The 25,757-nt window shown below is 70.7% G+C and carries 27 protein-coding genes; 12 read left to right on the top strand and 15 right to left on the bottom strand.

The window, feature by feature from the left end; translation table 11 throughout:
* The first annotated feature begins 57 nt into the window (after window positions 1–57).
* From ACWJIO_RS05390 to ACWJIO_RS05380, 3 genes are all read left to right on the top strand, one after another.
* On the top strand, window positions 58–396 hold the full coding sequence (locus ACWJIO_RS05390) for a phasin family protein (RefSeq protein ID WP_480311874.1): 339 nt from the start codon (window positions 58–60) through the stop codon (window positions 394–396).
* A gap of 46 nt (window positions 397–442) precedes the next feature.
* Entirely contained in the window at window positions 443–1,060 is a 618-nt protein-coding gene (locus ACWJIO_RS05385; protein WP_480311872.1) for an FKBP-type peptidyl-prolyl cis-trans isomerase, read from the top strand.
* A 117-nt stretch (window positions 1,061–1,177) separates the two neighbouring features.
* A complete protein-coding gene (locus ACWJIO_RS05380) occupies window positions 1,178–1,777 on the top strand; it encodes a superoxide dismutase (RefSeq protein WP_186698968.1) in 600 nt (199 codons plus the stop codon).
* A gap of 75 nt (window positions 1,778–1,852) precedes the next feature.
* Here the strand turns inward: ACWJIO_RS05380 and queA are convergent, their stop codons facing one another.
* The 6 genes from queA to lipB all read right to left on the bottom strand — a co-directional run bounded on the left by queA (window position 1,853) and on the right by lipB (window position 9,540).
* On the bottom strand, window positions 1,853–3,040 hold the full coding sequence (queA, locus tag ACWJIO_RS05375) for a tRNA preQ1(34) S-adenosylmethionine ribosyltransferase-isomerase QueA (protein ID WP_480311871.1): 1,188 nt from the start codon (window positions 3,038–3,040) through the stop codon (window positions 1,853–1,855).
* Between the two features lie 24 nt (window positions 3,041–3,064).
* On the bottom strand, window positions 3,065–4,912 hold the full coding sequence (locus ACWJIO_RS05370; RefSeq protein WP_480311870.1) for an APC family permease: 1,848 nt from the start codon (window positions 4,910–4,912) through the stop codon (window positions 3,065–3,067).
* Between the two features lie 20 nt (window positions 4,913–4,932).
* Window positions 4,933–6,306, bottom strand: coding sequence for a dihydrolipoamide acetyltransferase family protein (locus ACWJIO_RS05365; protein WP_480311869.1), 1,374 nt, complete (start codon window positions 6,304–6,306; stop codon window positions 4,933–4,935).
* A gap of 29 nt (window positions 6,307–6,335) precedes the next feature.
* Window positions 6,336–6,779: a YlqD family protein gene (locus tag ACWJIO_RS05360; RefSeq protein ID WP_480311868.1), complete on the bottom strand. Its 444-nt coding sequence runs from the start codon at window positions 6,777–6,779 to the stop codon at window positions 6,336–6,338.
* A 61-nt stretch (window positions 6,780–6,840) separates the two neighbouring features.
* Entirely contained in the window at window positions 6,841–8,832 is a 1,992-nt protein-coding gene (locus ACWJIO_RS05355; protein WP_480311867.1) for an AMP-binding protein, read from the bottom strand.
* 27 nt (window positions 8,833–8,859) lie between these two features.
* Window positions 8,860–9,540 carry a lipoyl(octanoyl) transferase LipB gene (lipB, locus tag ACWJIO_RS05350; protein ID WP_480311866.1) on the bottom strand — a complete coding sequence of 227 codons (681 nt, stop codon included), beginning with the start codon at window positions 9,538–9,540 and terminating at the stop codon, window positions 8,860–8,862.
* Window positions 9,541–9,594: 54 nt separating this feature from the next.
* On the opposite strand from lipB, the gene hpf reads away from it, so the two are divergent.
* Genes hpf through ACWJIO_RS05325 form a run of 5 tightly spaced genes read left to right on the top strand, consistent with a single transcriptional unit; the run spans window position 9,595 to window position 14,440 of the window.
* Window positions 9,595–10,182: a ribosome hibernation-promoting factor, HPF/YfiA family gene (gene hpf / locus ACWJIO_RS05345; protein ID WP_186698956.1), complete on the top strand. Its 588-nt coding sequence runs from the start codon at window positions 9,595–9,597 to the stop codon at window positions 10,180–10,182.
* Window positions 10,179–10,853, top strand: a complete 675-nt coding sequence (deoC, locus tag ACWJIO_RS05340; RefSeq protein ID WP_480311865.1) for a deoxyribose-phosphate aldolase — start codon at window positions 10,179–10,181, stop codon at window positions 10,851–10,853. The genes hpf and deoC overlap by 4 nt, the downstream gene beginning before the upstream one ends.
* Window positions 10,854–10,860: 7 nt before the next feature.
* Complete coding sequence (gene recO / locus ACWJIO_RS05335; RefSeq protein ID WP_480311863.1) at window positions 10,861–11,655, top strand: DNA repair protein RecO; 795 nt, start codon at window positions 10,861–10,863, stop codon at window positions 11,653–11,655.
* Between the two features lie 17 nt (window positions 11,656–11,672).
* Window positions 11,673–13,082, top strand: coding sequence for an MFS transporter (locus ACWJIO_RS05330; RefSeq protein WP_480311862.1), 1,410 nt, complete (start codon window positions 11,673–11,675; stop codon window positions 13,080–13,082).
* Between the two features lie 26 nt (window positions 13,083–13,108).
* Window positions 13,109–14,440 carry a glycosyltransferase family 4 protein gene (locus ACWJIO_RS05325; RefSeq protein ID WP_480311861.1) on the top strand — a complete coding sequence of 444 codons (1,332 nt, stop codon included), beginning with the start codon at window positions 13,109–13,111 and terminating at the stop codon, window positions 14,438–14,440.
* Here ACWJIO_RS05325 and ACWJIO_RS05320 read toward each other — a convergent pair.
* The 4 genes from ACWJIO_RS05320 to ACWJIO_RS05305 all read right to left on the bottom strand — a co-directional run bounded on the left by ACWJIO_RS05320 (window position 14,401) and on the right by ACWJIO_RS05305 (window position 18,347).
* The gene (locus tag ACWJIO_RS05320) at window positions 14,401–15,759 is read right to left on the bottom strand and encodes a 1-acyl-sn-glycerol-3-phosphate acyltransferase (protein ID WP_480311860.1); all 1,359 of its coding nucleotides are present in this window, start codon (window positions 15,757–15,759) and stop codon (window positions 14,401–14,403) included. The two genes, ACWJIO_RS05325 and ACWJIO_RS05320, sit on opposite strands and share 40 nt — an antisense overlap.
* Window positions 15,760–15,828: 69 nt before the next feature.
* Window positions 15,829–16,521 carry an orotidine-5'-phosphate decarboxylase gene (pyrF, locus tag ACWJIO_RS05315; protein ID WP_480311975.1) on the bottom strand — a complete coding sequence of 231 codons (693 nt, stop codon included), beginning with the start codon at window positions 16,519–16,521 and terminating at the stop codon, window positions 15,829–15,831.
* Between the two features lie 174 nt (window positions 16,522–16,695).
* On the bottom strand, window positions 16,696–17,961 hold the full coding sequence (gene tyrS / locus ACWJIO_RS05310) for a tyrosine--tRNA ligase (RefSeq protein WP_480311858.1): 1,266 nt from the start codon (window positions 17,959–17,961) through the stop codon (window positions 16,696–16,698).
* Window positions 17,962–18,023: 62 nt separating this feature from the next.
* Window positions 18,024–18,347, bottom strand: coding sequence for a DUF1825 family protein (locus tag ACWJIO_RS05305; protein WP_480311856.1), 324 nt, complete (start codon window positions 18,345–18,347; stop codon window positions 18,024–18,026).
* Window positions 18,348–18,538: 191 nt separating this feature from the next.
* Here ACWJIO_RS05305 and ACWJIO_RS05300 point away from each other — a divergent pair, with 191 nt between their 5' ends.
* From ACWJIO_RS05300 to ACWJIO_RS05285, 4 genes are all read left to right on the top strand, one after another.
* Window positions 18,539–19,240, top strand: a complete 702-nt coding sequence (locus ACWJIO_RS05300; protein WP_480311855.1) for a LuxR C-terminal-related transcriptional regulator — start codon at window positions 18,539–18,541, stop codon at window positions 19,238–19,240.
* A 45-nt stretch (window positions 19,241–19,285) separates the two neighbouring features.
* Entirely contained in the window at window positions 19,286–19,966 is a 681-nt protein-coding gene (locus tag ACWJIO_RS05295) for a ComEA family DNA-binding protein (protein WP_480311853.1), read from the top strand.
* A gap of 3 nt (window positions 19,967–19,969) precedes the next feature.
* Entirely contained in the window at window positions 19,970–20,599 is a 630-nt protein-coding gene (locus ACWJIO_RS05290) for a GIY-YIG nuclease family protein (RefSeq protein WP_480311852.1), read from the top strand.
* Window positions 20,600–20,702: 103 nt separating this feature from the next.
* Window positions 20,703–22,166 carry a leucyl aminopeptidase gene (locus tag ACWJIO_RS05285; protein WP_480311974.1) on the top strand — a complete coding sequence of 488 codons (1,464 nt, stop codon included), beginning with the start codon at window positions 20,703–20,705 and terminating at the stop codon, window positions 22,164–22,166.
* 40 nt (window positions 22,167–22,206) lie between these two features.
* Here ACWJIO_RS05285 and ACWJIO_RS05280 read toward each other — a convergent pair whose 3' ends face one another.
* From ACWJIO_RS05280 to fabZ, 5 genes are all read right to left on the bottom strand, one after another.
* The gene (locus ACWJIO_RS05280; RefSeq protein WP_480311851.1) at window positions 22,207–22,404 is read right to left on the bottom strand and encodes a hypothetical protein; all 198 of its coding nucleotides are present in this window, start codon (window positions 22,402–22,404) and stop codon (window positions 22,207–22,209) included.
* Between the two features lie 162 nt (window positions 22,405–22,566).
* Window positions 22,567–23,166 carry a peptide-methionine (S)-S-oxide reductase MsrA gene (gene msrA / locus ACWJIO_RS05275; RefSeq protein ID WP_480311973.1) on the bottom strand — a complete coding sequence of 200 codons (600 nt, stop codon included), beginning with the start codon at window positions 23,164–23,166 and terminating at the stop codon, window positions 22,567–22,569.
* A gap of 92 nt (window positions 23,167–23,258) precedes the next feature.
* Window positions 23,259–24,446 (bottom strand): lipid-A-disaccharide synthase, encoded by a 1,188-nt coding sequence (gene lpxB, locus ACWJIO_RS05270; protein ID WP_480311850.1) that lies wholly within the window; start codon window positions 24,444–24,446, stop codon window positions 23,259–23,261.
* Window positions 24,446–25,252, bottom strand: coding sequence for an acyl-ACP--UDP-N-acetylglucosamine O-acyltransferase (gene lpxA, locus ACWJIO_RS05265; protein WP_480311848.1), 807 nt, complete (start codon window positions 25,250–25,252; stop codon window positions 24,446–24,448). The genes lpxB and lpxA overlap by 1 nt, the downstream gene beginning before the upstream one ends.
* Complete coding sequence (fabZ, locus tag ACWJIO_RS05260) at window positions 25,252–25,680, bottom strand: 3-hydroxyacyl-ACP dehydratase FabZ (protein WP_480311972.1); 429 nt, start codon at window positions 25,678–25,680, stop codon at window positions 25,252–25,254. The genes lpxA and fabZ overlap by 1 nt, the downstream gene beginning before the upstream one ends.
* Window positions 25,681–25,757 lie beyond the last annotated feature (77 nt).

Below are 25,757 nucleotides of genomic sequence, written 5' to 3'. Positions count from 1 at the left end.
GGCCACCGTAGGAAGCGCCAAGGTTGAACCACACGCGACTCACGCGAGGCCTCACTGATGGATTCCTCCAACCCCCTGCACCAACTGCTGCTGCGGGGCCTCGGCACCACCTCCCTGGTGAACGACAGGCTGCGCTACGTGAGCCAGGAGTGGGTGCGCAGCGGCAAGCTCGACCCCAGCCACGCCTCCGCCCTGGTGGAGGACGTGATGCGGGCCCTGCGCGGCGACACGCCTGGCCTGGAGGAGCAGGCCGGCCGCCAGCTGGAGCGCAACCGCGACCAGCTGCTGCAGGACCTCGGCATCCCGATGCAGCGCGAGCTCGACGAACTGCGCGGTCGCATCGATCGCCTCGAGCAGTCGCTGCGCCAGCGCAACGGTGATTCTGCCGGCGAGTAGGCCGATGCCGGCGAGTCGGCAGAATCGGAGCCTCTACGGGCTTGCCATGCGCGACATCCTGATCAGCTCCACCGTTTGTGTGCTGTGCCTGCTGCTGGCCTTTGTGAGCCAGTTGGTCAGCCCCACCACCGTGGCCGCCGCCGCCCCGGCTGAGCCGGCCCCCCTCAGCGCCCCGGCCGTGGCGAAACCTGCCGCCGTGGTCAGCACGGCCCCCTATGAACTCGATCCCGACGACCCCAACCCCACCCTGTTCGCCATGGCTCCGGAACCCAGCCCCGAGATCGCCCAGGCCGACATGCTCGGCGACCCCATGACAGCCCCGAAGGAGCGGGTCACCGCCAGTGGCCTGCGCATCACCGACCTGGTGGTCGGCGACGGCCCCGAGGCCAGCGCCGGCCAGAGCGTCAGCGTCAACTACCGCGGCACCCTGCAGAACGGCAAGGAGTTCGACAGCAGCTACGGCCGCGCACCCTTCTCCTTCCCCCTCGGCGGCGGTCGGGTGATCAAGGGCTGGGATGAGGGCGTGGCCGGCATGCAGGTGGGCGGCAAGCGCAAGCTGGTGATCCCCCCCGATCTGGCCTACGGCGAGCGGGGCGCCGGCGGCGTGATCCCCCCCAACGCCACCTTGATCTTCGAGGTGGAACTGCTGGAGATCGGCCGCTGAGCCCGGGCCGCTGCGGCCCCGCCCTGGCCGGGAACGGCCAGGGAATCTTTAGCGATCGTTAGGATGGATGTGCCGTCGGTCACGCCGGCGGGCACTTTTCAGAACGACATCCCATCCATGGCCCACACGCTTCCCGCGCTTCCCTACGGCCAAGATGCGCTCGAGCCCCATATCTCCCGTCAGACCCTCGAGTTCCATCACGGCAAGCACCACAACGCCTACGTCACCAACCTGAACAAGCTGGTTGAGGGCACCGAACTCGACGGCAAGAGCCTCGAGGACACCATCACCGCCGTGGCCGGTGATGCCGCCAAGGCGGGGGTGTTCAACAACGCCGCCCAGGTGTGGAACCACAGCTTCTACTGGCAGTGCATGAAGCCAGGTGGCGGTGGCCAGCCCACCGGCCCCCTGGCCGAGAAGATCAATGCCGACTTCGGCAGCTTCGAGGCCTTCGTGGAACAGTTCAAGACTGCCGGCGCCACCCAGTTCGGCAGCGGCTGGGCCTGGCTGGTGCTCGATGGCGGCAGCCTCAAGATCACCAAGACCGCCAACGCCGACCTGCCCCTGGCCCATGGCCAGAAAGCCCTGCTCACCATGGATGTCTGGGAGCACGCCTACTACCTCGACTACCAGAACCGCCGGCCTGACTACATCACCACCTACCTCGAGAAGCTGGTGAACTGGGACTTCGTGGCCGCCAACCTGGCCGCCGCCTGAGCCCCTCTGCTCCATGCCCGGCCCATCAGGGCCCAGGGCCAGCCCCCGCCAGAACGGGGGCTTTTTTCATGGAGCTCACGGCGAAACCGCTTCAGGCAGCACCGCCTCAGGCGGGATCCACATGGCATCGCCATAGGAAAAGAAGCGATAGTCCCGCTCGATCGCCTCGGCGTAGAGCGCCAGCAGGCGCCGCCGGCCGAGCAGGGCGCTCACCAGCAGCAGCAGAGAGCTCCTGGGCAGGTGGAAGTTGGTGAGCAGGCCCTGCACCACCGCAAAGCGGAAGCCGGGCTGGATCACCAGGTTCACCGGGCCCGTGTGGGGCCGGAGCTCGCCGCCGTGGAGGGCGGCCACCCCCTCCAGGCTGCGCACGCTGGTGGTGCCGATGGCGATCACGCGGCCGCCGCGGGCACGGCAGGCCTGCACCGCCGCCACCAGTTCGGGGCTCACCTCCACCCACTCGCTGTGGAGCTCCAGGCCCCTGAGGTCTTCCGTTTCCACCGGCCGGAAGGTGCCCAGCCCCACGTGCAGGGTGGTGGTGGCAAGTGCCACACCGCGGGCCTGGATGGCTGCCAGCAGCGCATCACTCAGGTGCAGGCCGGCGGTGGGGGCGGCCACGGCGCCGGGCCTGGCGGCGTAGCGGGTCTGGTAGCGGTCGTTGTCGCTGGCGTCGTGCTCGTGGATGTAGGGCGGCAACGGGATGGCGCCGTAGCGCACCAGCAGCGGCTCCAGGGAGGCGGCATCGGCGCAGGCCGCCGGAAACTGCACGATGCAGCCGCCGGTTTCGGCATCGCGGCCACAGATCTCCACCGGCAGGGGGGGCTGACCCTCGGCGATCACCTCCAGAACCTCGCCGCTCTGGAGGCGCTTGGCCGGCTTGGCCAGGCAGAGCCAGCGGCCCGGCGCCGGCGGCCCGGGCTCCTCCAGCCAGGGCTCCAGCACCAGCAGCTCCACCTGCCCACCTGAGCTGCGGCGCGCCTGCAGCCGGGCCCGCAGCACCCGGGTGTCATTCACCACCAGCAGGTCGCCGGGTCTCAGCTCCTGCTGCAGATCCCACACGCGCAGGTGACGGCAGGCAGGCCCATTCCCAGCGGACGCGCTGGAGGCAGGGGCGCCCACCGCCAGCAGTCGGGCACTGTGGCGCGGCTCCACGGGCCGCTGGGCGATGCGCTCCTGCGGCAGCTGAAAGTCGTAGCTGGAGAGCTTCAGGTCGTCGGACTCCCCGCCGCCAGCGGCAGGGGGAAGGGGAGCGCAATCGCTGGACAAGCGCAGCGGGCCAGGGACGGCCGATCAGGCCGGCAAGTAATAGCGCACCAAGGTCAACACATGGTTGTGGTGCGCATCCAGCGCCTGGCGCATGTTGAGGCCCCTCTGGTTGAGCAGCAGGCTGTCGAAGGGGTAGCGAGGGATGGCCATCGGCATCACGATCGTGAGCGGTTCTGCTGGCTGCCGCCGCTCCTCCTCCTGCACGAGGGCGACGAAGGGCTGGATCAAGGAGGCATAGGGGCTCTCCAGCAACCGCAGCTCGAGTCCGGGGGCCTCCCCCACCACCCGGCGCCAGTCGGCGCGGATCGCCACGGGGTCATCTTCCGCGGAGAGCACCCACACCCCCACCACCTGGTCCGACACCCGGGCGGCGTAGTGCAGGGCCTCGAGGCTGGGGCGGTTCAGGGAGGCGATCCACACCAGGCTGCGGTTGCCGATCGGCTGCCGCCGCAACGGCAGCCGCACCGGGCGGATCTCCTCCGGCGGCAGGGCGATCTCCGCGTACACCCGGCGGTAGCGCCGCCGGATCGCGGCCAGAATGGCCACTAGCAGGGGAATGGCGATCACCACAGTCCAGGCGCCCTCGCCGAACTTGCTGACCACGATCACCAGCAGCACCACGCCGGTGGTGCAGGCCCCAAGGGCATTGATCAGCAGCCGCCCCAGCCAGCCGGCACCACGCCGCCGCCACCAGAGCACGACCATGCCGCTCTGGGAGAGGGTGAAGGCGAGGAACACCCCGAGGGCATAGAGATTCACCGCCACGGTGGTGTCGCCGCGGCAGACCAGAATGATCACCGCCGTAGCCAGCACCAGCACGGTGATGCCGTTCTGGAACACCAGACGGTCGCCCAGCCAGCCCATCTGGCGGGGAAGGAACCGGTCCTGGGCCAGCATCGCCGCCAGCCGGGGAAAGCCGGCGAAGGCGGTGTTGGCTGCCAGCACCAGGATCAGCAGGGTGCTGATCTGCAGCGCCCAGAGCAGCGGGCTGCCGGCGCCGAAGACCCGGGCGCCGATCTGGGCCAGCACGGTGCGCTGCGGATCCGGCGCCACGCCGTAGAGATAACCCAGGCCGCTCACCGCCAGCACCATGGCCGAAAGGATCAACCCCATCACCAGCAGCGTGGCGCGGGCCCGTAGAGCCGCCGGCTCGCGGAACAGCTTCACGCCGTTGGCGATCGCCTCAATGCCGGTCATCGCCGAGCAGCCGGAACTGAAGGCCCGCAGGATCAGAAACAGCCCCAGCGGCTGCAGCGCCGCCACCGCTGGAGGCGGGTCGGGGCGGAAGCCATGGTGGAGCAGCAGATCCTGCAGGCCGAACAGGGCCAGCAGCGCCACCATCACCACAAAGGCATAGGTGGGCAGGGCAAAGGCCTGGCCGGCTTCCTTGACGCCGCGCAGGTTGGCCCACCCCACCAGGAGCAGCAACAGCAGGGCGAACGCCACCTCGTGCCGCAGCAGGCCAGGCACCAGGGAAGAAAGGGCCTGGGTAGCGGCCATCAGGCTCACCGCGGCGGTGAGGGTGTAGTCCACCAGCAGGGCGGCACCGGCCACCAGGCTGGCCCCACTGCCGAGGTTCTCCCGGGCCACCACGTAGGAGCCTCCCCCCTGGGGATAGGCCTCGATCGTCTGGCGGTAGGAGAACACCACGATGGCGATCAGGGCGACGATCGCCAGGGTGATCGGCAGCGACAGGGCCAGGGCAGCGCTGCCGGCCAGGATCAGCACCCCCAGGGCCGCCTCGGTGGCATAGGCCACCGAGGAGAGGGCATCGGAGGAGAGGATCGGCAGCGCCTCATAGCTGGGCAGCCGCTCGCTGTCCGCCAGGCTGCGGGGCAGGGGATCTCCGAAGAGGCGGCGCAGCAGTGCCACGGGTCTCCTGCCCGGCCGGATCAGAGGGCCAGGCGCTCGGTGTTGGTTTCGATCAGCAGGGCGAGATCCTTGAGGAAGGCGGCGGCATGGGCTCCGTAGATGGTGCGGTGGTCGCAGGTGAGATTCACCTGCATCTGATGGGCCACGCGGATCGAGCCGTCCTTGTTGGCCACCACACAGGGGCGCGACGCCGCCACCGCCAGGATGGCGCCCGTGCCCGGCGGCAGGATCGCGTCGAAGCGATCCACGCCGAACATGCCCAGGTTGCTGAGCGTGAAGGTGCCGCTGCTGTACTCCTCAGGCTGCAGCTGCTTGCTGCGGGCCCGGGCCACCAGATCAGCCCAGCTGCGGCCCAGGGCGTAGATGTCGGTGGTGTCGGCGTGGGCCAGCACGGGGGTGATCAGGCCACCGTCTTCCATCGCCACAGCCACGGCCACGTTCACGGTGGTGGGGTAGACCATGGCGCTGCCATCGGCCGAGGTGGCGGCGTTCACCTGGGGGTGGCGGGCCAGGGTCAAGGCCACGGCCTTGGCGATCAGCACCGTGGTGGTGACCCCTTTGCTCTTCACCTGCCGGGTGAGGGCATCGAGCTTCGTGGTGGTGATCGTGTAGCCCACCCGGTAGGTGGGCACGGCCAGGCTGGCCACCATGTTGCGGTTGACCGCGCTCTGGAGGGTGTTGAAGGCCACGGCCTCGCCAGCCCGGCCAAAGCTCTGGCCCACCGCCGTGGGCGCCCCCGGGGCCGTGGCCCCTGCGCCGGCAGCCCCGCTGCCATGGGCGGCGGCCACGGCGGGCCCGGTGCCCTCCGCCACCCGCGGCACACTCACCGGCTGGCCACTGGCGGCCAGCACATCCTCGGCCTGAATGCGGCCATGGGGACCGCTGCCCCGCAGGCCATTGAGGTCCACCCCGAGCTGACCCGCCAGCTTTCTGGCACGGGGCGAAGCCACCACCCGGCCAGCGGCGGCAGGCGCCGCCAGCGGGACAGCCTGGGGAGCGGGCGCCGCCACGGGTGCCGCGGTGGCCACCGGAGCAGGCGCTGGTGCGGAGGCCGCCATAGGGGGGGACGGAGCTGCAGGGGCCTCAGGAGCGGCCGCAGGCGCCGCCGCCGTGGCCGCGGGAGCTGCCGCGGCCACGGCGGCGATGTCGGCTTCGTTCTCCACGATTAAGCCGATCGTTTCACCCACCGGCGCGGTGCCGCCGGCGGGCATCAGCACGGCGGCCAGGAAGCCCTCCTGGAAGGCCTCCACGTCCATGTCGGCCTTGTCGCTCTCCACCACGAGCACGGATTCGCCCCGCTCGACGCGTTCACCGGGTTGCTTGAGCCACTCCACGATCTTGCCCTCCGTCATCGTGGAGGAGAGGGCGGGCATGAAGATTTCGTGGGTGGCCAACGGGGTGCGCCGCGCGGAATGGGCGGATTTTACGAGGCGCCTTCCACCGCTTCGATCACGCCATCGCGCACCAGCACCGAGGCCTGCAGTTTTTCCACCAGGTTGTCGCCCACCTGCACCGTGCAGAAGCTCTCCAGCTGGCCCTGCTCCACGATCTGCTCCATCTCCAGCTCGCGCACCTGGCGTTGCTGCTCCAGCATCTGGCGCTTCTGTTCCTCCAGCTCGGATCGCTTCGCCGCCACCTGCTGCTGCACTGACCCCACCTGCTCCTGCACCCGGGGGTCGAGGGGGTTGGCGCTCTGACGGCGGATCTCATCGATCACCTGCTGGCCCTCCTGCTCCAGCTGGGCCAGCTGGGCGTCGCTGGCGGCGAGGCCATTGCTCAGTTCCCGCTCCGCATCCTCTTTCCAGCGCGGGGTGACCACAGCGCGCACGGTGATCGAGCGCTTGATCGAAAGACTGCCGTCGGCCATAGGGAAGGGGATGCAGCAGTCAGGTTGTCAGCGCGGCGGGTGCTGGTCAACCGACGCAAGGTCAGTGGGGCCGATACAGAGCCTCGATCGCGGCGGCATCGCGGCTGGCGATGCGGTCACGGCGCTGCTTGAGGGTCTGGGTGAGCAGGCCGTTCTCCAGGCTGAAGGGCTGCACCAGGGCCACCGCCCCCAGCCGCTCATCGGGCCGGGAACCGGACCGGGCGGCCAGCAGGCGGTTGCACTCGCGGGCCAGAGCCCGCAGCAGGGCCGGCTCCGCCGGCTGCCCCTGGGCCCAGACCAGGCCCGCCTCGGCCGCGAACGACCCCAGCACGTCGGGGCGGGGCACCAGCAGGGCCCCCAGCTGCTTGCGGTCCTGCCCCACCAGCATCACCTGCTCCAGCAGCGGACTGGCCACCAGGGCATCCTCGAGGGGGCCGGGCTCGATGTTCTCGCCGCTGCTGAGCACGATCGTGTCCTTGGCCCGGCCAGTGAGCACCAGGGAGCCATCGGGCAGCAGGTGGCCCAGATCCCCCGTGTCGAACCAGCCGTCGGCGTCCAGCACGCGGGCGCTGGCCTCCGGCTTGTGCCAGTAGCCCCCCATCACCTGGGGACCGCGGGCGAGCACCAGCCCCCGCTGCCCCAGGGCCAGGGGCCGATGACTCTCGGGGTCGGCGACGCGGATCGCCGTGCCGGGCAGGGGCTGGCCGGCGCTGCCACGGCGGTTGGTCCAGGGGCGGCGGCAGGTGAGCACCGGACTGGTCTCGGTGAGGCCGTAGCCCACCAGCAGCTCGATGCCGATCGCCTCGAAGAAGCCATCCACATGCAGGGCGAGGGCGCCACCGCCGCTGATGGCCGTGCGCAGACGGCCACCCACCAGCTGGGAGCGCACCTTCGGCCACAGCACCGCACCGGCCAGGCGGTGCAGCGGCCAGCGCAGCAGGGCCTCGCAGGCGGCCCTGGCCCGACTCGCCGGCGGCTCGGGGCTGAGGGTGAGATCAAGCATGCGGCGACGCGCCACCCCCTGGGCGCGGCTGTTGGCCAGGGCGGCCCCGATCAGCCGCTGGCGGGGGGCCGGCATGGAGCGCAGGGCGTCCTCAAAACCAGCCAGGATGGCCTCCCACAGGCGCGGCACGCTGATCAGGTAGTGGGGTTGCACCCGCTGCAGGTCGGGCCGCAGCTGCTTGAGCGTGGTGTAGGTCTGATGGCAGCCGCAGGCCAGCAGGAAGTACTCGGCGCTGCGCTCGTAGGAGTGCCAGATCGGCAGCACGCTCACCACCCGGTCCCCGGGCTGGGGCGTGACCGCCACGCCCAGGTGGCGCAGCTGGTGCAGCAGGTTGGCGTGGGTGAGCGGCACACCCTTCGGCTGGCCCGTGGTGCCGGAGGTGTAGAGGATCGTGGCCAGGGCCTGGGGGTCAGCCGCCGGCTGCGGGGCCGGCCGGGCGGCCGCCAGGGCCTCAGCGCCCCGCTGGGCCAGCTCCTGCCAGCCCATCAGCACCGTCCCTGAGGGGGTCTCGCCGGTCGGCGGCTCCGCCTCGATCAGCACCACGAAGCGCAACGCCGCCAGGGCCGCTGGCGGCAGGTCGAGCTGCCGCCACAGGGCCGCCGACTCCACCACCAGGCCGATGGCGCCTGAGTCCTCAAGGATGTAACGCAGCTCCTCCACCGGAGCGGCGCTGCCACGCACGGCATCGGCGGCCCCGCAGCGCATCAGCCCCTGGTCAGCCTGCAGCCAGCGGGCGCCGTTCTCGGCAAAGATCGCCACCACGTCGCCGCTGGCCACGCCCAGGGCCGCAAAGCCTGCAGCCAGCTGCTCGATCCGCTCCTGGAGCTGGCGGTAGCTCAGCGACTCGGGCACCGCCGCATGGGGAGCCTCCAGGGCAGGCGCATCGCCGTAGCGCTCGGCCAGGATCGGCCAGAGGCCGTGAATCCCGCTGAGCTGGCTCCAGTCGCTGCCTTGGGCCAGGGCCTGCTGGTCGCGGCGGCTGCCGCTCCAGTGGACCTCGGCAACGTCAGGAGCGACCTCAGGAGTGGCAGATGGGGGAGCTGGCGACACGGGCAGTGGTCCAGGGAGTCACCATCGTTACCATCCCTGGAGCTGTTCGTGGGGCGCCGGGGGGCGCAGGTTCAGCTGGAACCGCTCGGCGAACGCCGCCAGCAGCGGGGCGCGCAGCCCCTCGGCCGTGAGGCTGGGGTCCAGGTCGACGAGCCGGCCCACGCGCTGATCGGCCAGACCGCAGGGGACCACCGCCTCGAAGCCGGCCAGATCGGCCTCCACGTTCAGGGCCAGGCCGTGCTGGCTGATCCAGCGCCGTCCCCCCACCCCGATCGCCGCCACCTTGCGGCCCTCCAGCCACACGCCGGTGAGCCCCTCGATGCGCTCGCCGCGCAGGGCCAAGCCCGCCAGCAGGTCGATCACCACCTGCTCCAGCTGGCGCAGATAGAGGTGCAGGTCAGCCCCGTGGCGGCGCAGGTTGAGCACCGGGTAGAGCACCAGCTGGCCCGGGGTGTGGTGGGTCACCTCGCCGCCGCGGTCGATGCGGTGCAGGGGGAAGGGCAGGGCGCTGGGGGGAGAGCGCAGGAAGGCCTCCGAGGCTCCGCGCCCCAGGGTGTAACAGCTCTGGTGCTCCAGCAGCAGCACGGCATCGGGGCCCTGGGGGGCAGCCAGCAGGCGCTGCTGCAGCTGCCGCTGGGCCCGCCAGGCCGGCTCGAACGCCACTGGAAGGCGGGATTCAAAAAGGATTGCGTCGAGCGGGGGGGGCACCGGCAGGCGTTCCTAGCGTGGGGATGAACCAGCAACGGAGCCGGCTGCCATCTGATGAAACTGCTGATCCATGGCCGCAATCTTGAAGTCACCCCCGCCATCCGGGAGTACACCGAAACCAAACTGACCCGAGCCATCAGCCACTTTGAGGGCATGGTCAAGGAAGCTGATGTGCACCTCTCGGTGGCCCGCAACCCCCGCGTCCCCCAACAGATCGCCGAGGTGACGATGTTCGCCAACGGCACCGTGATCCGGGCCCAGGAGCACAGCGACAACCTCTACGCCAGCATCGACCTGGTGGCCAGCAAGCTCACCCGTCAGCTGAACCGCTACAAGGAGCGCATCCACGAGCGCCATCAGGGTCCGGTGCATCGCTCCGCCCGTGACGAAGAGGCCGGTGCCGCAGCCCTGCCACCCCCCGGCGGCAGCCTCACCGATGGCAAGGAGCCGGAACTGCCCAACCGTGGCGTGCGGCGCAAGTACTTCTCCATGCCGCCCATGACCCTGGATGAGGCCACCCACCAGCTGGAGCTGATCGACCACGACTTCTACGTGTTCCGGGAGGCCGAAACGGGGCAGATCCAGGTGGTGTACCACCGCAACCATGGGGGCTTCGGGGTGATTCAACCGAAGGAGGCGTGAGCCGCGAGCTCCCCGATCTGATCCCCCTGATCGAGCACGCCCTGCTGGATCCCCTGCAGGGCAGCGAGGCCATCCAGCAGGGCTGCGATCAGGCCCGCCACTACGGCTTCGCCGGCCTGTGCGTGGCCTCACGCTGGGTCGATGAGGCCCGCCAGCGCCTGCCGCTGGCGAGCTCGGGCCGCGGCTCCGGGCCGCGCCTGATTGCCGTGGTGGGATTCCCGTTCGGAGCGGTGCCCGCCGCTGTGAAACGGGCCGAGGCCGAGGCCGCCGCCGCCGCCGGGGCCGACGAGCTCGATGTGGTGCCCGACTTCGGCGCCCTGGCCGACAGGGACAGCGCCCGGGTGCTCGACGAACTCTCGGCCCTCTGCGAGCTGGGGTTGCCCGTGAAGGTGACCCTGGAGGCGGGGCGCCTTGACCCCGAGGCCCTGGCCCTGCTGGTGGAGATCAGCATCGATGCCGGCGCCCGTTTCCTCAAGAGCGGCGCCGGCTTCGGGCCACCGGTGACCGCGGCCCTGGTGGCCCAGCTGCGCGACCTGGCCCGGGGCCGGGCAGGCGTCCAGGCCTCCGGCGGCATCAGCGGCCTCGAGCAGGCCCTGGAGCTGGTGGAGGCTGGCGCCAGCCGCCTCGGCACCAGCCGGGGGGTGGCCCTGGCCCAGGCCCAGAAGAGCTGAGGCGCCTGTGGTTGAGGAACGGCTGGATGGACTGGCCCTGAGCAGCCGACCCCTGGGGGAGAGCGACCGCCTGCTCACCGTGCTCAGTGAGACCCACGGGCTCAGCCGCCTGGCCGTGCCCGGGGCCCGCAAACCCCGCAGCAGCCTGGCGGCGGCCGTGCCCCTGGCCCATCTGCAACTGCAGGTGGGCGGGCGCGGCGGCCTGCGGCGGGTGCGCCAGCTACGGGTGCTGCACAACTACAGCCAGCTGGCCCAGCGCCTGGAAACCCTGGCAGCCGCCCAGGCCCTGGCTGAACTCTGCCTCGCCCTGGTGCCCACGGACGAGCCGGTGCCGGGCATGCTCACCACCGTGCTGATGCATCTGGGTCGGCTGGAGCTGCTGGTGCGCGACCGCAGCGACAACCTGGAAGCCCTGGCCGTGGCTGTGCAGGCCAGCGTGCATGTGCTGGCCCTCGGCGGCTATGCCTTGCCCCTGAGCAGCTGCTGCCGCAGCGGGGCGGTCCTGGAGCCACCCGTGGGCACCTGGGAGTGGCGCTGCAGCCTGCTGCCCGGCGAAGGCTTCGCGATCGGCGCCATCGCCGGAGCCCGGGTGGTGCTGAATGCCTCCGAACTGGCCCTGCTGCAACGGCTGCCGCGGGCCGCCCTGCCCCGCCGCCGCGACGGGGCCCTGATGGGCCCCCAACCCGTGTGGCTGCACCTGCTCGAGCTGCTGGAGTGCTGGTGCGGCGAGCATCTGAGCCGGCGGCCCCGGGCCTTCCGGCTGCTGCGGCAGGGGATCGAAACCGCTCCCGGACCGCCATGACTCGGCCCTGAGCCATCATGGGCAGCCGTGCTCGGGGCCATTCCAGCTTGACCGGCAGTCCAGAAGGCTCCCCAGCAACCAGGGAGCGGGGCCCAGGCAGGCAGACCACGGGGGTGCAGGCCGTGCTGGCCTTCCCCGACTTCCGCCTGCTCTGGGTGGGGCAGATCTTCTCCCAGCTGGCGGACAAGTTCTACATCGTGCTGATGGTGTACCTGATCGCCCAGACCTGGGTACGGGGCACGCCGGATGCCAACCCCGCCCTGGCGGAGGCCGCCACGGCGATGCGGATGGATCTGCCCGAGACCAGGGCCCAGATGATCACGCTGCTGGCCACGGGCATCTACGTGGCCAACACCCTGCCCGCGATGCTGCTGGGCACCGTGGCCGGCGTCTGGGCCGACCGCTGGCCCAAGCGCACCGTGATGGTGGCCTCCAATGGCCTGCGGGCAGCGCTGGTGCTGTTCGTGCCCTTCTGCCTGGTGGACACGCCCCTGTGGATGGGGCTGAGCGTGGGCTACTGGGGCCTGGTGCTGATGACCTTCCTCGAATCGGTGCTCACCCAGTTCTTTGCGCCGGCGGAACAGGCCGCCATCCCCCAGCTGGTGCCAAGCCAGCACCTGCTGGCGGCCAATTCCCTCTACCAGGCCACCAGCATGGCGGCCACCATCGTGGGCTTCGCCCTCGGCGATCCGATCCTGCGGCTGCTGCAGCGGGCCCTGGCGGAGATCGGCATCGAGGGGGGGGAATTCCTGTTGCTGCCGGCCTGCTACGGCATCGCAGCCCTCACCATCTCCCGCATCCGCTGGCGGGAAGCTCCCCGGCCGGCGGCCCACACGTCGGTGCTGTCGGAGATCCGCCAGGGACTCGCCGTGCTGCGGGAGCGGCCGCCGGTGGCCCGGGCCATGGGCCAGCTGGTGCTGCTCTACAGCCTGCTGGCGGCCCTCTACGTGCTGGCCATCAGCCTGGCCTCGGCGGTGCCGGGGCTCGGTCCCACCCGCTTCGGCACGCTGCTGGCCATGAGTGGCCTGGGATTGGGGATCGGCGCCCTGGCCGTGGCCCAGCTGGGTCAGCGGCTTCCACGCCGCAGCCTGGCCGCCGCCGGCCTGGGCACGATCGGCTGGAGCCTGCTGCTGCTGGGCCAGCTGCGCGGCAGTCTCGTGTTCACCCTGCTGCTCTGCGGCGTGCTGGGGGTCGGCGCCGCAATGCTGGCGATCCCGGCCCAGACCACGATCCAGGAAGACACCCCCGAAGCGATGCGGGGCAAGGTGTTCGGCCTGCAGAACAACCTGATCAACATCGCCCTGAGCCTGCCGCTGGTGCTCGCCGGCGCGGTGGTGAGCCGCTGGGGTCTGCTGCCGGTGCTGTGGGCGCTCGCCTCGATCGCGCTGGTGGCGGCCCTGGCCGAGCAGCCCTGGCGGCGCTGGTAGCGTCAGGAGACGTCGCGCGAGGCTGGGTGGCTCAGATTGCCTGGCTAGGCAAGAAATCTCCCTTCTGCGGCAACGTCACCTACGGCCTCACCACGACGCATGCCCTGCGGGAGCGGGGCCACGCCGTGAGCTTCATCCACTTCGACACACCGGCCGCCCAGCTGGGGCGCTCTCTGGCTGAACCAGGTGGTCAGACCGCCGAGGTGGCGGGTCGCTGGCCGAGCTCGAGCCTGGGCCGCCTAGGGCGGCGCAGTGGCGTGGGTGGCGGCGCCAGGCTTGGGGACGGGGCGGTGCTGGACCTGCCGGAGGCGGTACGGGCCCTGGGCGCCGAAGCGGGCGGCTCGCCAGGGGGAATGGACCCGGAAGTGATCCTGTCCTACCTGGTCAAATCCCAGGTCTACACAATTCCCTCGCCTGGAGCCCAGCGGGAACTGCGGGAGTCACTGGAACGCCTGCGCCCCGATCTGGTGCACGCCAGCCTCACTCTTTCTCCCCTCGACTTCCGGCTGCCGGACCTCTGCCAGCAGCTGGGGCTGCCCCTGGTCGCCACCTTCCATCCGGCCTTTGACGCCAGTCTGCGCAACCTCACGGCAGGCACCCAGCAACTCACCTACCAGCTTTACGCACCCTCCCTGGCCCGCTTCGACCGGGTGATCGTGTTCTCCGATCGCCAGGCGGAGGTGCTGATCCGGCTGGGGGTCAGGCCCGAGCGCCTCGCCGTGATTCCCAACGGCGTGGACAGCGACACCTGGACGCCTGCCCCTGCCGTTCCCTCCAAAGAACTGCAGGCCCTGCGCCATCAGTTCGGGGGGACTCGCGTTTTCCTGTACATGGGCCGGATGGCCACCGAGAAGAACGTGGAGGCCCTGCTCAGGGCCTGGCGCCTGGTGCACCCCAGCGGCTGCGTACTCGTGATCGTGGGGGATGGCCCCCTGCGGGCCGCCCTCCAGGGCGCCTCCCAGGACGATGATGTGGTGTGGTGGGGCTACGAGCCCAACCTGGCCACGCGGGTGGCCCTGCTGCAGCTGGCTGAAGTGTTCCTGCTGCCCTCCCTGGTGGAGGGCCTCTCCCTGGCCCTGCTGGAGGCGATGGCCTGCGGCACAGCCTGTGTCGCCACCGATGCCGGCGCCGATGGCGAGGTCCTGGACGGCGGGGCCGGCATCGTGATCAGCACCCAGGGGGTCACCACCCAGCTGCGCACCCTGCTGCCGGTGCTGCGGGACCAACCTGTGCTCACGGCCGAACTGGGGCGAAGGGCCAGGGCCAGGGTGCTGGAGCGCTACACCCTCAGCTGCAATCTCGATGCCCTTGAGCAGCTCTACGGCGAGCTGATGGGCAAGCGCCCGCTGCCCTCCTGATCACAGGCGGCCTGAGTCCCATTCGATGGCAGCAGGGTGGCTTCCAGGCCGTGCCTGACAAAGGCGGTGAGGTCCTCCACGGCCTGGCGGCGATCGCGGCGGTAGGCCGGATGGCGCTGCGTGACCTCGATCGGTGCCTGCACCTGCAGCCGTGCCCGGCTGCGGCCCAGCGACGGCGGCGAGGCCCCTGGGCGACCTTCGATCCAGGCCACGGCCCGCCAGAGGATCTGCAGCACCTCGGCGTAGCGGTCCGCCGTGGGGGCCTCGGCCACGTAGTGGCCGCTGATGGCTGCAAAGGGCTCCACCAGGTGCATGTGCTCCAGGCAGAGGCTGGCCTCGGCGGCGGTCCAGTCGGCCAGGCCCAGAGCCACCGGTGAGAGCTCGGCGCGGTCGCTGCGGTAGATCCGCTCCCAGCCGGCCTGCTCGATGCGGCGGCAGCGCTCCTGCAGCGTGCCCTGGGGCCTGAGCCCGAAGCGGGCTTCAGCCAACCCGAGCATGGCCTCCCGCAGCCGCGCCAGGCGATCGATGAAGGGAGCGGTGGGATCGAACACCAGTCCATGGGCCTGGCGGTAAAACACCTCCATCGCCCCCAGCAGGGCCATGGACACCGCCTGAAGGCGGGCGTAGCGCCGGGCCTGGAGCGATGGGCTGACGGGATCGCCCGCGGTGGTGGCAACCACCCCCAGCTGCCGTTCCAGCAGCAGCAGCAGCTGGTCGATGCGCTGCCAGCTGGGCCGCAGCAGCTCGTAGCGCACACCGATGGGCACGATCAGCACCTGCTCGTCGCGCCCCGCCGCCGCCAGGTCATCACAGGTCCAGAAGGCGATCTGGGCCAGCCCCGGCTCCAGGGGAGCGATCAGATCCCCATGTTCATTGGTGGCCCCCTCCGGGGCGATGGCCAGGGGGAAGGGGCCCCGGGCCGCCACGTCCCGGGCGAGGCGGAGGGCCTGGCGATCGAGCTTGCCGCGCTGGATCGGGATGCCCCCCAGCCGGCTCAGCAGCCAGCCCACCGCGGCGCCGGCCCAGAGCGGAACGCCCCGGTCGTAGAGAAACTGGGCATGGCAGGGCTGGGGCAGCCGCAGGCCCTGGCGGCGGGCCTGGCGCGGCAGGGCACACCAGAACAGCCAGGCCAGCACCAGGGGGTCGCGAGTGCTCGGGTGGCGGAAGGCCAGCAGCAGCCGCAACTCACCACGCTGGTGAGCCAGGAACAACCTGGCGAGTTCCTTACCGCCGGCCACCTCGATGCGCCAGACCCCCTGGCAGCGGTGCAACAGGGGCAGCAAGGCCCGCAGCAGCAGCCGCACCCAGGGGCGGCGCATCGGCGGGATGAAGCGGAGCGGGGGCTGAACCCCCCCGACATGCAGACGCGGCATGACCCAGGCCTCAACTCAGGACAGCTCAGCGCAACAGGCGGCGAAGGCCGCCGCCGGAGCAGGCGCCGCGGTGATGGGCCGGCCGATCACCAGCTGGCTGGCCCCGGCGGCCAAGGCCTCAGCCGGCGTCAGCACCCGCCGCTGGTCGCCGGCGGCAGAGCCTGCAGGCCGGATGCCCGGGGTCACAAGATGAAAGGGCCGGGGATGGGCCTGCCGCAGGGCCGCCACCTCCAGGGGAGAGCACACGGCACCGGCGATGCCGGCAGCGGCGGCGAGCCGGGCCAGTTGCAGGACGTAGGGCTCCAGGGGGGTCTCGATGGCCAGCTCGGCGCGGAAGCGCTGCGCCTCCCAGCTGGTGAGCACGGTCACGGCCAGCAGGGAGGGAGCGCCCAGGCCGGCCCCCTCTGCTCCCTCGGCGGCGCCGGCCTGGGCAGCGGCGAGGGCCTCGGCCCCGGCGCAGGCATGCACGGTGATCAGCTGCGCTCCCAGGGCCGCCGCGCTGCGACAGGCCCCGGCCATGGTGGCCGGGATGTCGTGGAGTTTGAGATCGAGAAACACCGACAGGCCCTCGTCCCGCAGGCGACGGACCACCTGGGGACCGGCCGACACGAACAGCTCCAGACCCACCTTCACCCAGCGCAGGCCGGGGATGGCGTGGGCCAGGGCCAGGGCCTCCCCGGCCTGAAGGCCATCGAGGGCCACGATGATCTGCTCGGCAGGCTCCTGGAGGCCCGTGGCCGGGCTCGGCGGGGCCGCGTCCCAGGAAGCAACGGCCAGGGTGGGATCGACGCTCACCGGCAGTGGCGGAGGGTGATCCGCACCCTAGGTGGGTCGGAGCACAGGGCTCGGGCCTCGGGCCAGGGCGTCCTGATCCAGAGCGGCTCAGCCCGGCACCAGGCGCCGGAAGGTCTTCCTGCCCAGCTGCAGCACCTTGCCGGCCAGGTCCTCGGCCGCGCTGAAGCTCTGGTTGGGATCGGTGAGCTTCTCGCCATCGAGCCGCACGCCACCGCCCTGGATCTGGCGACGGGCCTCGCTGCTGCTGGCACAGAGCCCCAGGGCCCGCAACAGGTAGAAGGCTGTGGCCGGGAAGCTCACTGCCGCCAGGGAGGCCTCCGGCACCTGGGCGGCCTCGGCCCCGGCCACCAGCGAAGCGGCATCCCGCTTGGCCTGCTCAGCGGCCAGCAGGCCATGGCGCTGGGCGGTGATCGCCAGGGCCATGGCCTGCTGGCGCTCGCGGCAGCCGGCGCCCAGGGCAGCGGGATCGAGATCGGTGAGCAGCGTGAGGTAATCCCCCACCAGGGCATCGGGAAGCTTCTCCAGCTTCGAGTACATCGAGAGCGGGTCCTCGTTGAGACCCACGGTGTTGCCGAGGCTCTTACTCATCTTCTGCACCCCGTCGAGGCCGGGCAGGATCGGCAGCAGCAGGCCGAACTGGGGGCGCTGGCCGAAGTGGCGCTGCAGGTCGCGCCCCATGGCCACGTTGAACTTCTGGTCGGTGCCGCCCAGCTCCACATCGGCCTGGATCGCCACGGAGTCGTAGCCCTGCAGCAGCGGGTAAAGGAATTCGTGCAGGGAAATCGGCGTGCCGGAGCCGTAGCGCCTGGAGAAGTCGTCCTTGGCCAGCATCTGGCCCACGGTGGAGGTGGCCAGTAGGTCGATCACGGCGGGGAGATCGAGATCGGCCAGCCACTCGCCGTTGCGGCGCACTTCCAGCCGCCCTGGGGTGTCGAAGTCGAGCAGGGAGCGTTCCGGGGGCTGGCCCTGGCCCAGCTGGCTCAGGTAAGTGGCGGCATTGGCTTCCACGGCGGCAGCACTGAGCTGCACCCGCGTGGCGCTCTTGCCGGTTGGATCGCCGATCCGGGCGGTGAAATCCCCCAGGATCAGCACCGCCGTGTGGCCGGCGTCCTGGAAGGCCCGCAGCTTGCGGAACAGAATCGCGTGGCCCAGGTGGATGTCGCTGCCCGTAGGGTCGATGCCCAGTTTGACCCTGAGCGGGCGGCCCGCCTGCTCGGCCTGCTGGAGGCGCAGGGCCAGGCAGCTGTCGCCATCTTGGCCCGCCCCCCCAGACGTCGCAGGCCCCACGGCGGGAAACAGATCGGCGAGGCCCCGCTGCAGCCAGGCCGGAAGCTCCACTCTGTCTTCAGCCATCGGCCTGCCCCGCTCAGCGGCGGATCGTAGGCAGGCCTCGGTCACCGCCCCCCTGCGGGTGGTCAGGTCTGGGCTTCCAGCTGGCCCTTCATCCGCTCCAGGGTGTGGTGCATCTGCTCGAACATCGCCTCCGGCGTGAGACCGAACTGACCCAGTTGAGAGCGGAGCTGCTCGACGGTGAGCTTGGCCTGGAAGTCCTCCGAGAGCTCGAAGCGCTTCATGAACACCCGGTAGCGATCCATCATCGCCTCCATCTGTTCGATGTAGAGCTTCTTGCCCTCCCGATCGAACTTGCCGTAGTCGCCGCCAATCTGCATCAGCTGCTGGTAGTCGAGGAACAGCCGCTTGGCCTCATCCTGGACGATTTCGGAATCGAAGAAGGCCATTGGCTGCCCAGCCCCACGGATCTGCGTCTCATCAATTGTGAGCAGGGAGCCTCGGCCCTGGGGAGTGTGGATTGGCGTATTCGCCGCATCGGGCGGCCTGGCGACCACCCAGCGGCCGCTTCCTGGCAGACAAGCCGGCTTGCCGCGGCCAGGATGGAAACTCAGGCAGCCCTGAGCTGCGTTCGCGTCCCGTGGACTACACCCCCAATCTGGAGGCCATCCGCGACCGGGGGCGGCAGGTGGCGGAGCTGCTGCAGGACAGCCGAGTGGTGCTCTGCATCGGCAACAGGATGAGCCTGAGTGTGTGGGTGGGCGGATCGATCGCCTCCCGTGCCGTGGTGGGCGCGGCCACGACGGAGGCGGAGGGCCTGGCCCTGGTGGAGCGGCTCGCCCCGACCCTGCTGGTGGTGAGTGATCGGCTGGAGCAGGGCAATGGCATCGATCTGCTGCTGGCCATCAAGGCCCGCTGGCCCGACCTGGCCGTGCTTGTGGTGGTGGGCCGGCATCAGCGCAGGCGGCGACTGCAGCAGGCCATGGCTGTCGGCTGCGAGGGGCTGGTGCCCAAGTCCCGCTTCGGCCAGGGAGCCGGGCTGGCAGCCCTGTCCACGATCGCCAGTGGCGGGATCTATCTCGATCGCACGCTGCGCTCCCTGCTCCAGGGCTCTGTGCCCGGCGAGGGACCGATCGAGCTGCTCTCACCGCGCGAACTGGAGGTGCTCTCCCTGGTGGCCGGCGGCTCCAGCAACCTCGAGATCGCCCGCGTCCTGTTCCTGAGCGTGGACACCGTGAAGACCCATCTGCACAACGTGATGCGCAAGCTGCCGGCCCGGGACCGGACCCATGCCGCCGTGCTCGGCCTCTGCTGGGACCTGATCGACTGGCCTGAGCCCTGATCCTGCCGCTAGGTTCAGCCTCACGACAGCAGACGGCAACCACCCATGGCCCGCAGGCACTGGCTGGACCCCCTGGCGCGGCAGCTGCTGGTGGCCACGGGCCAGATCCCCGCCAGCCCACCGACTCCGCCAGCCGCCCCCAGGCAGACCCCCCGGCAGGCCTCCCGCGAGGACGAGATCGAGCGGGAGTTGCTGGCCCTCAAGCTGCGCCAGGACCCCTCCCAGCCCCTGCGCAATGCCGACGCTGTGCGCCATGCCGCGGCCCTCGGCTGGCGCCTGGATGTGAACCGGGCCACCGCCGCTGACTGGTGGCGGCTGCCTGGCATCGGTGCCGACCAGGTGGACCTGCTGCTCAGGCTCCAGGCCGGCGGCATCCAGCTCAGCGATGCAGACGATCTGCACCGGGCCCTGGGCTGGTCGGCAGAGCAGGTGGCGCCCTGGCTGCCGGTGCTCGCCTTCCGCTGGTACGGCGAGCCGCCCACCAGCCCGGAGCGCGCCCGCGTGGACGTGAATCAGGCCAGCGCCTCAACCCTGCAGGCCCTGGGGCTGTCCAGCCAGCAGTCCCAGCGCCTGCAGCGGGAGCGGGCCCGCCGGCCCTTCCAGGACCTCGCTGAACTGCAGGAGCGGCTGCAGCTGCCACCGGCCCTGGTGGAGCGCTGGCTCGGACGGGTGCGCTTCGGGGCGGGACCCGCCGGCCCCGTGCTGCCCCCGGGCCCCCGGCGCTAAGCGATGGCTCGCCAGGGGGAACTGTTCGGGGCGGCTGTGCACGGTGCCGCTGGCGCGCCGGGGGCCCAGCATCGGCTGGAGCAGCATCAGTTGCTGGCCTGGCAGCAGCGGGTTGCCGCCTTTCAGGAGCCCCTTTTCGCCGTTCAGCCCCCGCCAACAAGCCAGCCCTCCCTGTTTGCGGCCCCTGACTTCGCTCCGGCCCCGTCAGCGTCTCCAACCGGCGACGTGGAGACAAGCGCCGCCCGGCTCGATCCCCTGACGCTCCAGCCCCAGTCGCTGCTGTTCTGGCGTTGGCCCGAGGCCCCCCAGTCCGGCGCGGCGCTCTACCTGGTGATCGACCAGGAACCCTCCCTGCCCGGCCCACTGCTGCTCTACGTGGGCGAAACCGGCGAGGCCGGCCGGCGCTGGAAAGGGGCCCATGACTGCAAGAGCTATCTGGAGGCCTACGGCGAAGCCCTCAGCCACACAGGCCTGCCCAGCCGCCTCAGCATCCGCTTCTGGCTGGATGTGCCCGAGGCGATCCGGCCCCGGCGGGCCCTGGAGCAGGCCCTGATCCGCCGCTGGCAGCCCCCGTTCAACAAAGAGACGCGTGGCCGCTGGGCCACGCCGTTCACGGCCGAGGCCGGCACCTGACGCTGGCTACGATCACGGCCCCTAAGGGCAGTCCATGGAGTTCCGCTGCATCCCCACGTCGCTGAGCAGCAGTCTGGGGGCGTGTGACACGGTGGCCGTCGGCCTGTTCGCCAGCCCCCAGAACGGCCCTCAAGGCGCCGCCAGCCCCAGCGAAGAGGACGGCTTCGAGCCCCTGGATCCGGCCCTGACCGAAGCCCTGGGTGCTCCGCTTGAGCCCTGGCTGCGGCAGCGCCGCTTCAAGGCCAAACCCGGCGAGTGCCTCAGCCTGCAACGCCTGGGCCAGCGGCCCGGCAGCGTGATCCTGGTGGGGCTGGGCGAGGCGGCGACCTACGGACTCCCCACCCTGCAGGAAGCGGCGGCGGCCGCAGCCCGTTGCGCCCTGGCCAGCGGCAGTGATCAGCTTGGCCTGGCCTTGCCGCCGGCCGACCTGGATCCAGCTGAAGCGGCGACGGCGATGGCCATCGCGGTGCGTCTCAGCCTCTACGAGGACCAGCGCTTCAAGGGCGCACCCAGGTCCAGGTCCCTGCCGCAGCGCATCGATCTGATCGGCCTGCCCAGCGAGGCCGCCAGCGGCCTGGAGCGGGTGGAAGCCACCTGCGCCGGCGTGGAGCTGGCCCGCCAGCTGGTGGCGGCTCCGCCCAACGTGGCCACGCCCCAGCACCTGGCGGACACAGCAGCGGCAATCGCCCAGAACCATGGCCTCAGCCTCAAGGTGCTGGAGCGGGGCGACTGCGAGGCGGCCGGGATGGGGGCCTTCCTGGCGGTGGCCCAGGGCTCCGATCTGCCCCCCAAGTTCATCCACCTCACCTACACCCCCCAGGGAGGCGCCCAGCGCCGGGTGGTGCTCGTGGGCAAGGGCCTCACCTTCGATTCCGGCGGGTACAACCTCAAGACCGGTGGCTCGCAGATCGAGATGATGAAGTACGACATGGGCGGCAGTGCAGCCGTGCTGGGGGCGGCCCGGGCGATCGGTCAGCTGCAGCCCGCCGGCGTGGAGGTGCATGTGATCGTGGCCAGCTGCGAAAACATGATCAGCGGCGGCGCCGTCCATCCCGGCGATGTCGTGACGACGTCCAAGGGCACGACGATCGAGATCAACAACACCGATGCCGAAGGACGCCTCACCCTGGCCGACGCCCTCGACTACGCCTGCGGCCTGGAGCCCGATGCGGTGGTGGATCTGGCCACCCTCACAGGCGCCTGTGTGATCGCCCTGGGCGACGAGATGGCGGGGCTCTGGTCGAACAGCGATGGCCTGGCCCAGGCCCTGCTGGCAGCGGGCGCTGCGGGCGGTGAGGCCCTGTGGCGCATGCCCCTGCGGGCCTCCTACAAAAAGGGGCTCAAGAGTGGCGTGGCCGATCTCAAAAACACCGGCCCCCGCCCGGGGGGCTCGATCACCGCTGCGCTGTTCCTGCAGGACTTTGTGACCAAGGGGCTGCCCTGGGCCCATCTCGACATCGCCGGCACGGTGTGGAGCGACAAGGGCCGGGGCCTGGACCCTGCCGGCGCCACCGGTTACGGGGTGCGCACCCTGGTGGAGTGGGTCTGTCGCGGAGCCGGCAGCTGAGGCTCGTGGCTCGTGCAGGCGAAGCTCGGGTCGCTGATGTTCAGGCGGCGATCGGGCCGGCCGGGCCGGCGCAATCAGCCCTGGCCGCAGCCGGGGCCTCGAGGGCATGGATCAGCCATCGGGCACGGTTGCTGCAGTAGGGCAGAAGGCGGTCGAGGTCGTCAGCGGCGTGCTTGGGGCTGGCATAAGGACCGATATGGCGGGTCTGCAAGCCTTCGCGGATGGTCAGCAGATACATACAAAACTCTGCCCGTCAGTGCCACTCACCCTAAGCGAATCGGACTGCTTCTGAACCGCCCCAGCAGGCAAACCGACGGACAAAGTGCCGCCGGGCACACTCTCACAACCCGATGATCTTTATCTTTTCTTTTGATTGTCATCCTTGCGGTGGCGGCCTCGATCACCACGGATCGGCCGTTCGCGCCCGGTCCCCCCATACCGCCCGCAGCCGCCGGTCGCGCCCACAGGCCCAGCGGTAGTAGCCATAGCTGGCGCCGTTCTGCTCGGCGTAGTTCTGGTGATACGCCTCCGCCGGCCAGAACCGCTGCAGGGGCCTGATCGCAACCTGCAGTGCCGAGGCGTCCACGTCCAGGGCCCGGGCCGCCGACTCCAGGCTGGCCTCGGCCCGGGCCTGCTGATCGCCACCGGTAGAAAAAATCACTGGCCGGTAGGAATCGCCGCGATCGCAGAACTGCCCGGCGCCATCGAGGGGATCCACGTTGCGCCAGTAGGCCCGCAACAGGGTGGGATAGCTGATCAGCGCAGGGTCGAAGCGCACCTGCACAGCTTCCTGGTGGCCCGTGCCCCCAGCGGACACCTGGGCGTAGGTGGGATTGGCCAGGTCGCCGCCGCTGTAGCCGCTCACCGCCTCCAACACCCCGTTCAAGCCTTCGAGATCGTGCTCCAGACACCAGAAGCAGCCTCCGGCCAGCACGGCCTGCTGCGGCTCGGCGGCCCTGGCCGGCCGGGGGGTGAACACCACCCCCAGCAGCAGCAGCATCGCCAGCAGCGCGCCCAGGATGCGCTGCCCGCCACGGGTGAGCGGCCAGGGGACTGGCGGCTGGCAGCTGGCGCGGCGCGGCAACGGCGGGCTCATGGGGTCTCCAGCACCAGATCCAGAATGGCGGCGGCGGCTCGGCGGGTGACGCCGGGCTCGCCCAGCACCGCCCGCAACCTGGCATAGCCCTCCAGCATCGACCCATGGGCGCCGCTGTCCGGCTGCAGCAGGGGCCGGGCAGCCCGCACGATCGCCTCGGCGGTGAGATCGGCCTGCAGCAGCTCCGGCACCAGCCGCTCCCCCAGCACCAGGTTCACCGGCGAGATGTGGGGCACGCTGAAGCGCAGGATGCGTCGCGCCACGAAGGCCGTGAGCCCGCTCACCCGGTACACCACCACCTGGGGCACCCCCCGCAGGGCCAGTTCCAGATTCACCGTGCCCGACTTGGCCAGGGCCAGGTCGGCGGCCGCGCAGAGGGCCGGCTTGAGCCGGTCGGCATCGGCGGCAGGAATCACCAGGGCCTTCACCCCGGCCTGATCGAGCTGGCGGCTGAGGTGGGCCTCGAAACCCGAGAGCCCAGCGGGCACCACCACCTGCAGCTCGGGCTGGCAGCGCTGCAGCTCGGCAGCGGCCGCCACGATGTAGGGCAGCATGTAGCGCAGCTCCTGGCGCCGGGAGGCGGGCATCAGCAGCAGCACCGGTGCCTCGTTGACCAGACCCAGCAGGGCTCTGGCCTCACTGCGGCTGGGGGATTCCTCCACGGTGTCCACCAGGGGGTGGCCCACATAGGTGACGTTGGCGCCCCGGCAGCCGTAGTAGCGGGCCTCCTCCTGAAAGATGGCCAGGATCTGGTTGGTGAAGCGGATCAGGTTGGTGCGGCCTTCGGATCCGAATTTGAAGGCCCACTCCTGGGGCGCGATGTAGTAGGTCACCGGCACCCCCGGAAAGTGCCGCTTCAGCCGCAGGCCCAGGTTCACGTTGGGGCCCATGTAGTCGATCAGCACCACTCCGTCCGGCGGGGCCTGGCGAAACCAGCGCTTGAGGCGGCGCTGCAGCCGCAGGGTGGGCAGCACGAAGGGCATCACCTCCAGCAGGCCAATGGCGCCCATGCGGGTGGTGTCGGCCAGCAGCTCGGCACCGGCCCGGGCCATGCGGTCACCGCCGAGGGCCACCACCTGCAGCTCCAGCCCGCGCCGACTCGCCTCCTCATAGAGCGCCTGCACCAGCAGCGCCCCCTGCAGATCGCCGGACACCTCACCGGTGCTGACCAGCAGTCGCAGCATCAGCGGGCTCCGGGAATCGGACCGCGACGCCCTGGCTGAAGCGACGACTCCAGGAAGGCCACCAGCGTTTCAGCGGCAGCCGTGAGCGGAGTGGCCCGCAGCTGATCCAGCGCCTCGGCCAGGGTCAGCTCCTGCCGGTAAAGCAGGGTCCAGCAACGCTTGAGATCAGCGAACTGCAGGCCCCCATCCAGCTCGGTGAGGCCGCTGCGGCGCAGGCCGATCGTGTTCAGGGCCCGCACCCGCGAGGGGTGGCCTTCCACCAGGGTGAAGGGCGGCACGTCGCGCTCGATCCGGCTCATGCCCCCCACCATCGCCAGGGTGCCGATCTGCACGAACTGGTGGATGCCGAGCACCCCCCCGATCACGGCCCGATCGCCGATCACCACATGGCCGGCCACGGCCACGCCGTTGGCGATCACGATCCGATCGCCCAGGGCACAGTTGTGGCCCAGATGGCTGTAGGCCATCAGCAGGTTGCCATCGCCGATGCGGGTCTGCTGGCTGTCAGTGGTGGCACGGTTGATGGTCACGTACTCGCGGATCGTGTTGTCATCGCCGATCACCACCTCGGTGGGATCGCCGGTGTACTTGAGATCCTGGGGTTCCAGGCCGATGCAGGCTCCGGGAAAGATGCGGTTGCCGCGGCCCATGCGCACCCGGCCATCGAGCACCACGTGGGGACCGATGCTGCAGTCCGGACCGAGACTCACCTGGGGACCGATCACCGCATAGGGACCCACCGTGACACCGGCGGCCAGCTCGGCGCGGGGATCGACCACGGCGGTGGCATGGATCGTGGTGGCCATCAGTCCACCAGCGAGAACATCAATTCACCGGAACAGGCCAGCTCACCATCCACGAGGGCTTCGGCGGCCACTTTGCCGAAGCGCCGGCGCTTGAGGCTGAGCAGGGTGCAGGTGATCACGAGCTGATCGCCGGGCACCACCGGGCGGCGGAAGCGCACGCCATCGATGCCGGCAAACACGAACAGGCCCTTGGGCAGGTCGGGCATCTGGGTCACGATCAGGCCGCCCACCTGGGCCATCGCCTCCACGATCAGCACCCCGGGCATCAGGGGGCGCCCAGGGAAATGGCCCTGGAAGTGGGGCTCGTTGACGGTCACGTTCTTGATGGCCACGGCCCGCTTGCCGGGCTCGTGAAGGATCACCCGGTCCACCAGGGCAAAGGGGTAGCGGTGGGGCAGCAGACCCTGGATCTGCTCGGCGCTCAGCACCACGGACGGCGGCGCCGGCTCAGCAGCCGTGGTGTTCTCGGGGCAGGCGGAGGAAGGGTCGGGGGAGGCGGGCAAGA

This window comes from Paraciimarium castrense LEGE 11436 (genome assembly GCF_056633055.1).
The sequence above is the reverse complement of the archived record's forward strand: the minus strand, read 5'-3'. Positions and strand labels throughout refer to the sequence as shown.